10 protein-coding genes are annotated in these 13,461 nt (G+C 71.7%); 3 read left to right on the forward strand and 7 right to left on the reverse strand.

The window, feature by feature from the left end; translation table 11 throughout:
* Positions 1-152: 152 nt before the first annotated feature.
* The 5 genes from whiA to AB0M27_RS16745 all read right to left on the reverse strand — a co-directional run bounded on the left by whiA (position 153) and on the right by AB0M27_RS16745 (position 5,634).
* A complete protein-coding gene (whiA, locus tag AB0M27_RS16725) occupies positions 153-1,142 on the reverse strand; it encodes a DNA-binding protein WhiA (protein WP_030583311.1) in 990 nt (329 codons plus the stop codon).
* Positions 1,133-2,224 (reverse strand): uridine diphosphate-N-acetylglucosamine-binding protein YvcK, encoded by a 1,092-nt coding sequence (gene yvcK, locus AB0M27_RS16730; protein ID WP_365722281.1) that lies wholly within the window; start codon positions 2,222-2,224, stop codon positions 1,133-1,135. Before yvcK ends, whiA begins: the two co-directional genes overlap by 10 nt.
* A complete protein-coding gene (rapZ, locus tag AB0M27_RS16735) occupies positions 2,221-3,240 on the reverse strand; it encodes an RNase adapter RapZ (RefSeq protein ID WP_365722283.1) in 1,020 nt (339 codons plus the stop codon). The genes yvcK and rapZ overlap by 4 nt, the downstream gene beginning before the upstream one ends.
* Entirely contained in the window at positions 3,237-5,330 is a 2,094-nt protein-coding gene (gene uvrC / locus AB0M27_RS16740) for an excinuclease ABC subunit UvrC (RefSeq protein WP_365722285.1), read from the reverse strand. Before uvrC ends, rapZ begins: the two co-directional genes overlap by 4 nt.
* Before the next feature lie 67 nt (positions 5,331-5,397).
* A complete protein-coding gene (locus AB0M27_RS16745; RefSeq protein WP_365722287.1) occupies positions 5,398-5,634 on the reverse strand; it encodes a hypothetical protein in 237 nt (78 codons plus the stop codon).
* Between the two features lie 351 nt (positions 5,635-5,985).
* On the opposite strand from AB0M27_RS16745, the gene AB0M27_RS16750 reads away from it, so the two are divergent.
* Positions 5,986-6,933: a hypothetical protein gene (locus AB0M27_RS16750; protein ID WP_365722289.1), complete on the forward strand. Its 948-nt coding sequence runs from the start codon at positions 5,986-5,988 to the stop codon at positions 6,931-6,933.
* Between the two features lie 555 nt (positions 6,934-7,488).
* Here the strand turns inward: AB0M27_RS16750 and AB0M27_RS16755 are convergent.
* Positions 7,489-7,917 carry a Rieske (2Fe-2S) protein gene (locus tag AB0M27_RS16755; RefSeq protein ID WP_365722291.1) on the reverse strand — a complete coding sequence of 143 codons (429 nt, stop codon included), beginning with the start codon at positions 7,915-7,917 and terminating at the stop codon, positions 7,489-7,491.
* 244 nt (positions 7,918-8,161) lie between these two features.
* Here AB0M27_RS16755 and AB0M27_RS16760 point away from each other — a divergent pair, with 244 nt between their 5' ends.
* Entirely contained in the window at positions 8,162-9,292 is a 1,131-nt protein-coding gene (locus AB0M27_RS16760) for a LacI family DNA-binding transcriptional regulator (protein WP_365722293.1), read from the forward strand.
* Positions 9,289-10,200, forward strand: coding sequence for a carbohydrate kinase (locus tag AB0M27_RS16765; protein WP_365722295.1), 912 nt, complete (start codon positions 9,289-9,291; stop codon positions 10,198-10,200). The genes AB0M27_RS16760 and AB0M27_RS16765 overlap by 4 nt, the downstream gene beginning before the upstream one ends.
* Before the next feature lie 163 nt (positions 10,201-10,363).
* Here AB0M27_RS16765 and uvrA read toward each other — a convergent pair whose 3' ends face one another.
* Entirely contained in the window at positions 10,364-13,390 is a 3,027-nt protein-coding gene (gene uvrA, locus AB0M27_RS16770; RefSeq protein WP_365722297.1) for an excinuclease ABC subunit UvrA, read from the reverse strand.
* Between the last annotated feature and the right edge of the window lie 71 nt (positions 13,391-13,461).

The raw sequence follows: 13,461 nt of genomic DNA on the forward strand, positions 1-13,461 counted from the left end.
CGCCACAACGGCGAACAGGTTGCCAGGCTCATGTCAGACAGCGATCGAGTCAAGAGCGCCTCACGGCCACTCAAATGAAGGTTTGTCAGGCATGCGAAAGCCGGCGCCCAAGCCCCGGCTGGGCCTCGGCACCGGCCTGTTGATGTGGCCGGTCAGCCGGCCAGGTTGTCCGCCAGCTCCTCGCTGAGGTTGGCCTCCGTGCCCGGGATGCCCAGGTCGGCGGCGCGCTTGTCGGCCATGGCCAGCAGGCGGCGGATACGGCCCGCGACCGCGTCCTTCGTCAGCGGCGGGTCGGCGAGCGCGCCCAGCTCCTCCAGGGAGGCCTGCTTGTGCTCCATGCGCAGGCGTCCGGCGGCGGCGAGGTGCTCGGGGACCTCGTCGCCCAGGATCTCCAGCGCCCGCTGCACCCGGGCACCGGCGGCCACGGCGGCCCGGGCCGAGCGGCGCAGGTTGGCGTCGTCGAAGTTCGCGAGCCGGTTGGCCGTGGCGCGCACCTCGCGGCGCATCCGGCGCTCCTCCCAGGCCAGCACCGACTCGTGCGCGCCGAGCCGGGTCAGCAGCGCGCCGATCGCGTCGCCGTCGCGGACGACCACCCGGTCCACGCCCCGCACCTCACGGGCCTTGGCGGCGATGGACAGCCGGCGGGCGGCGCCGACCAGCGCCAGCGCGGCCTCGGGCCCCGGGCAGGTCACCTCCAGGGAGGAGGAACGGCCGGGCTCAGTCAGCGAACCGTGCGCCAGGAAGGCCCCGCGCCAGGCCGCCTCCGCGTCGCACGTGGCCCCGGAGACCACCTGCGGGGGCAGGCCGCGGATCGGGCGGCCCCGGCCGTCCACGAGTCCCGTCTGGCGGGCCAGCTGGTCACCGCCCGCGACGACCCGCACGACATAGCGCGAGCCGCGGCGCAGCCCGCCGGGCGCCATCACGATCAGCTCGGAGCTGTGGCCGAAGATCTCCAGGATGTCCCGCTTGAGCCGGCGGGCCGCCATCGCGGTGTCCAGCTCCGCCTCGATCACGATGCGCCCGCTCACCAGGTGAAGGCCGCCGGCGAACCGCAGAATGGCGGAGACCTCCGCCTTCCTGCAGCAGGTCCGGGTGACGGGAAGCCGGGAGATCTCGTCCTTCACCGCTGCCGTCATCGCCATGGGCCGATCCTTCCATGCATCCGAAAAATACGGTCGTACGCGGCGGCCAACAGCTCCGGGTCGTGCCGGGGTGTTCCGTCGGTCCGGGCCACCGGCGCCAGCTCGACCGCGGCTCCCAGCCGCTTGGCGGCCTCGGTGAGCGAGTCGCGGTCGAGCACGGCGGCCTCGTCGGCCAGCACCACGTCCAGGGCGAGTTTAGGGGCGTGTCGCCCCAAAACCTCCAAATGACGCTGCGGGGAGAAGCCCTCGGTTTCTCCCGGCTGCGGGGCGAGGTTCAGCGACAGCACCTTGCGCGCCTTGGTCGTCATCAGGGCGTCCAGCAGCTCGGGGACGAGCAGATGCGGGATCACCGAGGAGAACCAGGAGCCCGGGCCGAGCACGACCCAGTCCGCGTCCAGGACCGCCGCCACGGCCTCGGGGACCGCCGGCGGGTCGTTCGGCACCAGGTGCACCGACTGGACCTCGCCTGGCGTGAGGGCGACGTTCGCCTGCCCGCGCACCGTGTCCACGTCGTCCGGGCGCTCCGGGTCGTGCCCCTTGACCAGGGCCTGCAGCTCCAGCGGCACGGCGGACATCGGCAGCACCCGCCCGTGCGCGCCGAGCAGCTTGCCGACCAGGTCCAGGGCCTGGACGTGGTCGCCGAGCTGCTCCCACAGGGCGACGATCAGCAGATTGCCGACCGCGTGCTCGTGCAGATCGCCCTTGGACTGGAAGCGGTGCTGAATGACCCGGGCCCAGGTCTGGCCCCACTCGTCGTCGCCGCACAGCGCGGCCAGCGCCTTGCGCAGGTCGCCAGGCGGCAGCACGCCCAGCTCGTCACGGAGCCGGCCGCTGGAGCCGCCGTCGTCGGCCACGGTGACGACGGCGGTGAGGTCGCCGGTGATCCGGCGCAGCGCGGCGAGCGAGGCGGACAGGCCCATGCCGCCGCCGAGCGCGACCACCTTGGGCTGTGCGCCCCGGCGGCGGGGCCGGCCACCGCGGGCCTCGGCGGGGCGGGCCGTCCCCTCGGCCGTGGCACGGCTGGAGCGCCCCTCCGGCACCATCCGGCGCAGCATGCCGAGCCGCCGTGTACGTTCCGTCATTCCCGTCCCATGTCCCGGTGTACGACCACCGTCTCCACACCCTCGGCCGCGAGGCGCGCGGCGAGCTTCTCCGACATCGCGACCGAGCGGTGCTTACCGCCGGTACAGCCGATGGCGATAGTCACATACCGCTTGCCCTCGCGCCGGTAGCCGGCGGCGATGAGCCGCAGCAGTTCGGCGTACCGGTCGAGGAAGTCCTTCGCGCCCGGCTGGTTGAAGACGTACGCCGACACCTCCTCGTTCAGACCGGTGAACGGGCGCAGCTCCGGGACCCAGTGCGGGTTGGGCAGGAACCGCATGTCCGCGACCAGGTCGGCGTCGACCGGGAGGCCGTACTTGAAGCCGAAGGACATCACGGTGGCCCGCAGCTCGGGCTCCTCCTCGCCGGCGAACTGGGCGTCCATCTTGGCGCGCAGCTCGTGCACGTTCAGGCTGGAGGTGTCGATCACCAGGTCGGCGTCGCCGCGCAGCTCGCGCAGCAGCTGGCGCTCGGCGGCGATGCCGTCCACGATGCGGCCGTCGCCCTGCAGCGGGTGCGGGCGGCGCACCGACTCGAAGCGGCGCACCAGGGCGTCGTCGGAGGATTCGAGGAAGACGATCCGCCGGGTGACGCCCCGGGTGTCGAGGTCGGCGAGGGATTCGCGCAGATTGTCGAAGAAGCGCCGGCCGCGCACGTCCACGACGACCGCGATCCGCGCCACGTTGCCCTGCGAGCGGGCGCCCAGCTCCACCATGGTGGGGATGAGAGCGGGCGGGAGGTTGTCCACGACGAACCAGCCGAGGTCCTCCAGACACTTAGCCGCCGTCGACCGTCCCGCTCCGGACATGCCGGAGATGATCACCAGCTCGGGGATGGCCGCTTCCGGGCTCGAGGCCGACGTGCCGTCCGTGCTCACCTGTGCTCCGTTTTCCTGGGCCGCGGGCTGCTCGCCCGCCGCGGAGTGCGGCTGATCCTGCCCCGCTTCCCTGTGGGCCCGATCTCGCTCCGCTGTGGGCTGTGCTTCGTGCTCCGTCATCTCTCCTGCCCCCGTCGTTCGTCCGGGCGGCCCGCGGTTACGGGCTCCCCCGAGGAACCCGCCGTCGTATCGGGTTCCTCGTCATCAATGATCTCTCCAGTCGCCGTGTTCACGGCGGGTGCGGCCGGAGCCGCCTGGGCGAGGGCCGCGGCGATGGTCTCGGCCGTCTTCCGGCCTATCCCGGGCACCCCCTGGATCTCTTCGATTGTGGCGGACCGCAGCTTCTTCACCGAGCCGAAATGCTTGATGAGCGCCTGTTTGCGGGTCTCGCCGAGGCCGGGGACGTCGTCCAGGGGGCCGGCCCGGAAGCGTTTGGCGCGCTTGGTGCGCTGGTAGGTGATCGCGAACCGGTGGGCCTCGTCGCGAACGCGCTGGAGGAGGTAGAGGCCCTCGCTGGTGCGGGGCAGGACCACCGGGTCGTCGTCGCCGGGCAGCCAGACCTCCTCCAGGCGCTTGGCGAGGCCGCAGACGGCGATGTCGTCGATGCCCAGCTCGTCCAGTGCGCGCCAGGCCGCGGCGACCTGCGGCTGCCCGCCGTCGACCACGACGAGCTGGGGCGGATAGGCGAACTTCTTCGGACGACCGTCGTCGTTGAGGGAGTTGGTGATCTCGTCCGGGCCGGTGAGCGTGCCGTCGCCGTCGGTGAGGGCGTCCTCGGTGCCGGAGCCGTCGGCCCACTCCCCCGTCCTCTCCTTCTCCGCGAGGTACCGCTTGAAGCGGCGGGTGATCACCTCGTGCATGGAGCGGACGTCGTCCTGACCGGCGAAACCCTTGATCTGGAAGCGGCGGTACTCGCTCTTGCGCTGCAGGCCGTCCTCGAAGACGACCATGGAGGCGACCACGTCGTCCCCCTGGAGATGCGAGATGTCGTAGCACTCGATGCGCAGCGGGGCGCTGTCCAGGTCGAGGGCCTCGGCGATCTCCTCCAGGGCACGCGAGCGCGTGGTCAGGTCGGAGGCGCGCTTGGTCTTGTGCAGCGCGAGCGCCTGCAGGGCGTTGCGCTGCACGGTCTCCATGAGCGCCTTCTTGTCGCCGCGCTGCGGGATGCGCAGCGAGACGTTCGCCCCGCGGCGGCCGGTCAGCCACTCCTGGGCCGGCTCGACGGGCTCGGGCAGCGCCGGGACCAGGACCTCCTTGGGGACGGCGTCCCCGGTCTCCTCGCCGTAGAGCTGCTGCAGGGCGTACTCGACCAGGGCGCCGGTAGTGATCTCCTCGACCTTGTCGGTCACCCAGCCGCGCTGGCCGCGCACCCGGCCGCCGCGCACATGGAAGATCTGTACGGCCGCCTCCAGCTCGTCCTCGGCGACGGCGATGAGGTCGGCGTCCGTCGCGTCGGCGAGCACGACGGCGTTCTTCTCCATGGCCTTCCTCAGGGCCTCGATGTCGTCGCGCAGCCGCGCCGCACGCTCGTATTCCATCTCCTCGGCCGCCTCCATCATCTGCTTCTCCAGACGGCGGAGGTAGGTCCCGGTGCGGCCGGCCATGAAGTCGCTGAACTCCTCGGCCAGCTCCCGGTGGTCCTCGGGGGTGATCCGGCCGACGCAGGGGGCGGAGCACTTGCCGATGTAGCCGAGCAGGCAGGGGCGGCCGGTGCGGGCGGCGTTCTTGAACACGCCGGCCGAGCAGGTGCGCACCGGGAACACGCGCAGCAGCAGGTCGACGGTGTCCCGGATGGCCCACGCGTGGGCGTACGGCCCGAAGTACCGGACGCCCTTCTTCTTGTGACCGCGCATCACCTGCACGCGCGGGAACTCCTCGTTCATCGTCACCGCGAGGTAGGGGTAGCTCTTGTCGTCGCGGTACTTGACGTTGAACCGGGGGTCGTACTCCTTGATCCAGGAGTACTCCAGCTGGAGGGCCTCGACCTCCGTGGACACAACGGTCCACTCCACGGACGCGGCGGTGGTCACCATCGTCCGGGTGCGCGGGTGCAGGTTCGCCAGGTCCTGGAAGTAGTTCGCCAGGCGCTGGCGCAGGCTTTTCGCCTTTCCGACGTAGATCACCCGGCGGTGCTCGTCACGGAACCTGTACACCCCCGGGGAGTCCGGGATCTCACCCGGCCTGGGGCGGTAGCTGGAGGGGTCGGCCATGTCTCACACCCTACTGGCGAGCACCGACACCGCGTCGGGCCTGTGCACAACGCCTACGCCGTGCCGCTCAGCCGTCCACAACCCATCCGGTGCCGGCCGGCGGCACGCCCGTGCGGATCATGTGCCGCACGATACGGAACGCCTCGTCGAGCGGCACGGTGTCCTCGTCGGGGTACGTGTCGCACTGCCCGTTCGCCAGCCGGAAACCCACGCTGACCCCTCCGGATCCCGCGGAGACGGCGTGGGCTTCCGGGTCGTCCTCTCCGTCGAGAAGCATCACCAGCGCGCGTTCGCTGTTGCTCACCACGGACAGCCGGCGCCCGGCGGAGCCGGTCAGCCAGGTTTCGACCGTCGAAAGTCCACGTCTCCGTCACGCGTCGGTCTTCCCATCGGCCGGCTCGGGCGGGCCTGACGCTCGCGGCCGCGGGCTCCGGCGCGCAGACGCGGCCCGGCCACGGGTGGTCGTGGCGGGTTAGAGGTGTTGTCGGGGTCTGGTCAACACGCTTCAATGCGGGGGAACTCGGGGCCGTGCACGCACGCGTGCGAACGCGGCGTGCACAGCCAGGGCGTCCACGACGCCCACGGGGGTGGCCCCGCACACCAGCGCAGGCGGTCTGACCAGCCGTAGCGACACCACACAGAAAGGCGCCCCGGCATGCGGCATGCCACAGAGCACGCGCACCTCCCCATCGCGGAACTGGACACGGCCCTGCGGGGCGGCCCCTTCCATGTGGCGCTGCGCGCCGCGATCGCCGCACGCGGGCTGCCGCTCCAGCGCGTCCAGCACCATCTGTCCCGGCACGGGGTCAAGGTCGGTGTCACCAGCCTGAGTTACTGGCAGCAGGGCGCCCGCCGCCCTCAGCGCCCGGAGTCGCTGCGGGCCGTACGGGCGCTGGAGGAGATCCTCCAGCTGCCGGACGAGTCACTGATCCGGCTGCTCGCCGCGGCCGACGGGCGCGCGGCGGGCGGCCGCCCGGCGGGGCGCTCCTACCGCTCCCTGATCGAGGCCTCGGACGTCCTGGACCGGCTCCGGGCCGAGCTGGGATGGTCCCTCGACGGCGGGCTGCACACCGTGGGCCACCACGAATGCGTCCGCATCGGCGCCCGGCGCGAGCTGGCCGGCCGCGAGGCCCACCACATCGTGCGGGCCCACCGCGACGGCGTCGACCGCTTCGTCGCCGTTCACCACGGCGACCCCGGCTGCCGCCCGCACGACATCCGGGTGCGGGCGCTGGAGAACTGCCGCACCGGACGCGTCCGCTGGGACCAGGACACCGGCGTACTGGCCGCGGAGCTGCTCTTCGACACCCGGCTGCGCACCGGCGACACCTTCCTCTTCCGGTACGGCATCGAGGACGGCACGGCCGGGCCCAGCCGCGAGTACCTCCACCGCTTCGGCTTCTCCGGCGGCCAGTACGCCCTCCAGGTGCGCTTCGACGCGGCCGCGCTGCCGGCCCGCTGCCACCGTTTCACCCAGCACTCGACGGCGGCCCCCCGCACCGGCCGCCACGAACTGCCGGTCACCGGCCCCCACCACTGCGTCCACGTGGTTGAGCCACGGATACGGCCGGGGATCGTCGGGATCGCTTGGGAATGGGAGTGATACCGGAGCAGGTGTGAGTCTGTTGAGACGGTTCGGATGAGTGGGACGAGCTGGGCGCGGGGGGTGTGGATATGCCGGGCGCGGGGCGATGGGCGTGGGTCAGCGGGGCGTGCGCCCCGCAGGCGTGGGCGCTGGGCGTGGCGCGCGGGGAGGCGAGCGCGCGGGGCGGGGTGGGGTGGGGCGGGGCGGCTCGGCGGTACCTGTGGTGACACAGGGGCGCGGGTGACGGCCCGGGAAGTGTGGCGCGGCGCTCGACGACAGCGGGGCCTGGGGGGGACCGGGGGCAAGGAGCCGAGGGGTCGGCGAGGACCGGAGGCCGAGGGCCGGGGATCCAGAGCCGGGAGCCGCGGACCGGGGACCAGAGCCGGGGCGCTAGGGCCCGAGGGCCCAAGCCGCGCCGGGCCGAGGCTGGGGCCCAGCGGGGACGCGGCTGCCCGATGCGGCGGCGTGGCGGCACGGCCGCGCCGGGGCATGACGGCGCGCAAGGCTGCGCCGGCGGTGTTGCGCGGCCGTACACCCCGTTCACGCGCCCAGGGCGTCAGCGTGGCTGTCCGTTCAGGCGCCCGGGCCGGCGATGATCCTGCCGTTCGTGGTCTTCACCGGCAGCTCGGTCAGGGGCTCGGTGGCCGGTGACTGGACCACCTTGCCCGTGACCGCGTCGAACTGGCTGCCGTGGCAGGGGCAGATCAGGGTCGTCCCCTGGAGCGTGTTGATGGGGCACCCCGCGTGCGTGCAGATCGTGCTGTAGGCCTTCAGCGCGCCGCTCCCGTCGCGGCTGACGACGACGTTGTGGTCCCGGTAGAGCTTGGCGCCGCCCTTCGACACCTCGTTCTCGGCGCCGAGGTCGACCGGCGCGGTCGGGGTGGCCGCGACCGAGCTGCCCTGGCTCGGCGCCGCGCATGCGGCCAGGCCGAGCCCGGCGACCGGGACCACAGCGGCCCCTCGAAGGACGGTACGACGGCTCGCGGACGGTCGGGCGGGCATCTGGGACTCCACTGCTCGAGGGGTGTGCGTCGTGACGATACCCGGGCACGAGCGCCGGCCCCGGGGCGGGGGCGACGACCGCAGGGACGGGGGCGGGGTGTGGCAGTGAGGAGCGAAGGGGCGCTCTGGGAAGACCGTGCGGTCGACGTAAACGCTTACGCAAGCGTTTACGCAGGGGCGGTCAATGGGATAGCGTCCCGGCCGGAAGGCCTTCGCCCCGGTCGCGGTGCAGGAGGGAGACACGATGCCCACCATGGCGGACGTCGCGCGGAGCGCAGGGGTCTCCGTGGCGACCGTCTCTCACGTCCTGAACGGCACCCGCCCGGTGCTGCCCCACACCCGCCAAGCCGTGCTGGACGCCGTCGACGCCCTCGGCTACACCCCCAACACCCTGGCGCGGTCCCTGGTGACCTCCCGCACCCGCTCCATCGGGCTCGCGGTGTCGGCGATCAGCAACCCGTACTTCACGGAGATCCTGCAGGGCGTCGAGGCCGCCGTCCTGGAGGCGGGCTACAGCCTGCTCATCGCGGACCCGCACGACGACCCCGGGCACGAACGCAAGGTCGTGCAGCTCCTCCATGAGCGCCGGGTGGACGGCGTGATCGTCGCTCCCTCCGCGCGTCCGCACGAACTCGTCGGCTATCTCCGCCGCCACGCCGTGCCGACCGTGTTCCTGGACCGGGTGATCGACACCGACGTGTCGGACCGCTCTGTGGTGGGTGGTGGAGCGGGCGCCGCCCCCGACGAGGACACGCCCTGGTACGACCAGGTATGCGCCGACAGCGCCGAGCCGACCGCCCGTCTGGTCACCCATCTCGCCGGGCTGGGCCACCACAGGATCGGCCTGGTCGCGGGCCTGCCCGGGCTCAGCACCACCAGTGAGCGTGTCTCCGGCTACCGGGACGGCCTCGGCGCCGCCGGCCTGGACCTCGATGAACGGCTTTTGGTGTCCGGCAACTCCGAGTCCACCGGTGCCGAGCAGGCCACGGCCGCCCTGCTCGCCCTCCCCGAACCGCCCACGGCACTCGTCACGGCCAACAACGCCATGACCATCGGCGCCCTGCGCGCCCTGCGCCGGCACGGCCTGTCCGTCCCGGACGACATCGCCCTGTGCTGCTTCGACGACTTCGCCTGGGCCGATCTGTTCTCACCCCGGCTCACCGCCATCGCCCAGCCCAGCAGGGAGTTGGGCGCGCAGGCCGTCCGGGTGCTCCTGGACCGTCTCGACGAGCCGCGCCGGCCGACCCGGACCGTGCGACTGCCGTGCGCGTTCGTCCATCGCACGTCCTGCGGGTGCCCGGAGGCGCCGGGCGGGTCCGAGGAGTCCGGGCACACCGCATCATCCACGCCGTCGCAGAAGGGAACCGCCTCGTGATCGTCGTCGCCGGTGAGGCACTGATCGACCTGGTACCGCAGGGCTCCGGAGCCCTAGCGGCCCTGAAGCCGGCGCTCGGCGGCGGCCCGTACAACACCGCCGTGGCCCTCGGCCGGCTCGGCTCCCGCACCGCGTTCTGCTCCCGGACGTCGCACGACGCCTTCGGTGAGGCCCTGCTCGACGGGCTGCGGCGCGCTGGGGTGGACGTGTCGGGCGTGCAGCGCGGAACGGAGCCGACGACGCTGGCGGTGGCCACGATCGACGACGGTGGCTCGGCCGCCTATTCCTTCTATGTCGACGGCACCGCCGACCGTCTGTTCACCGCCCCCACCGCGATGCCCGCCGGCACCCGCGCGGTGTCCTTCGGTACGTGCTCGCTCGTCCTGGAACCGGGGGCGAGCGCCTATGAGGAGCTGATGCGCGCGGCGGCCGGGCAGCGGCTGTTCACCGCGCTCGACCCCAACATCCGGGCGGGACTGATCCCGGACGCGGACGCCTACCGGGCGCGTTTCAAGAGCTGGCTGCCCTCGGTGACGTTGCTGAAGCTGTCCGCGGAGGACGCCGAGTGGCTGGGCGGCACCCCGCGCGAGTGGCTGGCCGCGGGACCGGCGGCCGTGGTGGTGACCCGGGGCGGGGACGGTCTGACGGCGTTCACCCGGGACGGCGCGGAGTACTCCGTACCGGGCGAGAGGGTCGCCGTGGTGGACACCATCGGCGCCGGTGACACGGTGAACGCGGCCTTGCTGCACGGGCTTTCCACCCTGGACGCGCTGTCGGAGGAAGCGCTCGCCGCCCTCGGGACGGAGGGCTGGACGCGGCTGCTGCGCTTCGCGGCACGCGCGGCTGCGATCACCTGCTCGCGGGCTGGGGCCGAGCCGCCGTTCGCGGCCGAGCTCGGCGAACTGTGAGCGGCCCCTTTTCTCTCTGCTGTTTTCCTCTCTGCTGTTGTCAAGGTGCGGCCGGACCCGTGGTGCGGGGGACCTGGCGGACCTCGGAGCCGGGGTGGCTGATGGTGGAACGAGTGGCGCCCCGCGGGGAGTTCCCGCGGGGCGCCACTTTTCTGGTGATGTGTCAGGCCTTGCGTGCCCGCGTCGTCTTCTTCGCGGTCGTCGACTTCTTCGTGACCGCGTCGGCCTTCTTGGTCGCCGTGTTGTTGGCCCTGGCCGTCACCGTCTTCTTCGCCGCCGTCTTCGCGGCGGCCGTCCTCTTGGCCGTGCCGGCCCGCGGCGCCTTCACCGGTTCGGCGTCGCTGATGCGGTCGGCACCGAGGATCTCGCGCAGGAACTTGCCGGTGTGGCTGGCCGGCACCCCGGCGACCTCCTCGGGCGTGCCCTCGGCGACCACGAGTCCACCGCCGGCGCCGCCCTCCGGACCCATGTCCACGATCCAGTCGGCGGTCTTGATCACGTCGAGGTTGTGCTCGATGACGATGACCGTGTTGCCCTTGTCGACCAGGCCGCCGAGGACCTTCAGCAGCTTGCTGATGTCCTCGAAGTGCAGACCGGTGGTCGGCTCGTCCAGGACGTAGACCGTGCGTCCGGTGGATCGCTTCTGCAGCTCGCTGGCCAGCTTCACGCGCTGGGCCTCACCGCCGGAGAGCGTGGTCGCGGACTGGCCGAGGCGGACATAGCCGAGGCCGACGTCCTTCAGCGTCCTCAGGTGCCGGGAGATGGCCGGGACGGCCTCGAAGAAGTCGGTGGCCTCCTCGATCGGCATGTTCAGCACGTCGGCGATGGACTTGCCCTTGTAGTGGACCTCCAGAGTCTCCCGGTTGTACCGGGCGCCGTGGCAGACCTCGCACGGGACGTAGACGTCCGGGAGGAAGTTCATCTCGATCTTGATCGTGCCGTCGCCCGCGCAGTTCTCGCAACGGCCGCCCTTGACGTTGAAGGAGAAGCGACCGGGCTGGTAGCCGCGGACCTTCGCCTCGGTGGTCTCGGCGAACAGCTTGCGGATGTGGTCGAAGACGCCGGTGTACGTCGCCGGGTTGGACCGCGGGGTGCGGCCGATCGGCGACTGGTCGACGTGCACGACCTTGTCGACCAGGTCGTCGCCGTCCACGCGCGTGTGCCGTCCGGGGACGTTCCTCGCGCCGTTCAGCTCGCGGGCCAGGTGTGTGTACAGGATGTCGTTGACCAGCGTCGACTTGCCGGATCCGGAGACGCCAGTGACGGCCGTGAACACGCCCAGCGGGAAGGACACGTCGATGTCCTGAAGGTTGTTCTCACGGGCGCCGTGCACGGTGAGCTTGCGGGACGGGTCGCGGGGACGGCGGATGTCCGGAAGCGGGATCGCCTTGCGGCCCGAGAGGTACGCGCCGGTCTGCGACTCGGTGTTGGCGAGCAACTCCGTGAGGGAGCCGCTGTGCACGACCTTGCCGCCGTGCTCGCCGGCGCCGGGGCCGATGTCCACGACCCAGTCGGCGACCTTGATGGTGTCCTCGTCGTGCTCCACGACGATGAGCGTGTTGCCCATGTCGCGGAGCCGGACCAGGGTCTCGATCAGCCGGTGGTTGTCCCGCTGGTGCAGGCCGATGGACGGCTCGTCCAGGACGTACAGGACGCCGACGAGGCCGGAGCCGATCTGGGTGGCCAGACGGATGCGCTGGGCCTCGCCGCCGGACAGCGTGCCCGCCGCGCGGTTCAGCGAGAGGTAGTCGAGGCCGACGTCGACCAGGAAGCGCAGCCGCTCGTTGACCTCCTTCAGCACCCGCTCGGCGATCTTCTTGTCACGGTCGCTCAGCTTCAGCCGACCCAGGAAGTCCGCGCAGTCGCTGATCGACATCGCGGAGACCTCGGCGATCGACTTCTCCATGATCGTGACCGCGAGGACGATCGGCTTCAGGCGCGTGCCCTCACAGGAGGGGCAGGGCACCTCGCGCATGTAGCCCTCGAAGCGCTCGCGGCTGGCGTCGCTCTCGGCCTCGCTGTGCCGGCGCTTCACGAACGGCACCGCGCCCTCGAAGGGCGTGGTGTACACGCGCTCGCGGCCGTACCGGTTGCGGTAGCGGACCTCGATCTGGGTCTTGTGGCCGTAGAGCAGGGCCTTCCTGGCCCGCTGCGGCAGGCCCGCGAACGGGATGTCCGTGCGGAAGCCGAGCGCGTCCGCGAGGGCACCGATCAGGCGGCCGAAGTAGTCCTTGGTGTGCCCGTGCGACCAGGGGTGGATGGCGCCCTCGTCCAGGGTTTTTTCCTCGTCCGGGACGATCAGCTCGGGGTCCACCTCCATGCGCGTGCCGATGCCGGTGCAGTCGGGGCAGGCGCCGAAGGGAGAGTTGAAGGAGAAGGAGCGAGGCTCCAGCTCCTCGAAGGACAGGTCGTCGTACGGGCAGTACAGGTGCTCGGAGTACATGCGCTCGCGCTCGGGGTCGTCCTCGGGGAGGTCGACGAAGTCGAGCACGACCATGCCGCCGGACAGGCCCAGGGCGGTCTCCACCGAGTCGGTGAGGCGGCGCTTGGCGGACTCCTTCACCGTGAGGCGGTCCACGACCACCTCGATGGCGTGCTTCTCCTGCTTCTTCAGCGTCGGCGGGTCGGACAGCTGGATGGTCTGCCCGTCCACGCGCGCGCGGGAGTAGCCCTTGGTCTGCAGGTCGGCGAAGAGGTCGACGAACTCGCCCTTGCGCTCGCGCACGAGCGGCGACAGGACCTGGAAGCGGCTCCCCTCCGGCAGCTCCAGGACCTTGTCGACGATGGCCTGCGGCGACTGGCGGGAGATCGGGCGGCCGCACTCGGGGCAGTGCGGCTTGCCGATGCGCGCGAAGAGCAGACGCAGATAGTCGTAGACCTCGGTGATGGTGCCGACCGTCGAGCGCGGGTTGCGCGAGGTCGACTTCTGGTCGATGGAGACCGCCGGGGACAGGCCCTCGATGAAGTCGACGTCCGGCTTGTCCATCTGGCCGAGGAACTGCCGGGCATACGAGGAGAGCGACTCCACGTACCGGCGCTGGCCCTCGGCGAAGATCGTGTCGAAGGCAAGGGAGGACTTGCCCGACCCGGACAGGCCCGTGAAGACGATGAGCGAGTCACGCGGCAGGTCGAGCGAGACATTCTTCAGGTTGTGCTCGCGCGCGCCACGGACGATGAGACGGTCGGCCACGCCGGTCCGCACCTTTCTTGAGAGAAGTGACAGGGGCGGGGCCCCCGTGCTTCTTCAGACTAGGGGGAGCC

Source organism: Streptomyces sp. NPDC052107, from assembly GCF_040680215.1.
Taxonomy (GTDB): Bacteria; Actinomycetota; Actinomycetes; order Streptomycetales; family Streptomycetaceae; genus Streptomyces.

What these genes read in the sequence shown, in the direction of transcription:
- yvcK (WP_365722281.1), bottom strand. Translation starts at nt 2,224, where the DNA reads ATGACGGAACGTACACGGCGGCTCGGCATGCTGCGCCGGATGGTGCCG.
- AB0M27_RS16755 (WP_365722291.1), bottom strand. Translation starts at nt 7,917, where the DNA reads ATGCCCGCCCGACCGTCCGCGAGCCGTCGTACCGTCCTTCGAGGGGCC.
- rapZ (WP_365722283.1), bottom strand. Translation starts at nt 3,240, where the DNA reads ATGACGGAGCACGAAGCACAGCCCACAGCGGAGCGAGATCGGGCCCAC.
- AB0M27_RS16750 (WP_365722289.1), top strand. Translation starts at nt 5,986, where the DNA reads ATGCGGCATGCCACAGAGCACGCGCACCTCCCCATCGCGGAACTGGAC.
- uvrC (WP_365722285.1), bottom strand. Translation starts at nt 5,330, where the DNA reads ATGGCCGACCCCTCCAGCTACCGCCCCAGGCCGGGTGAGATCCCGGAC.
- AB0M27_RS16760 (WP_365722293.1), top strand. Translation starts at nt 8,162, where the DNA reads ATGCCCACCATGGCGGACGTCGCGCGGAGCGCAGGGGTCTCCGTGGCG.
- whiA (WP_030583311.1), bottom strand. Translation starts at nt 1,142, where the DNA reads ATGGCGATGACGGCAGCGGTGAAGGACGAGATCTCCCGGCTTCCCGTC.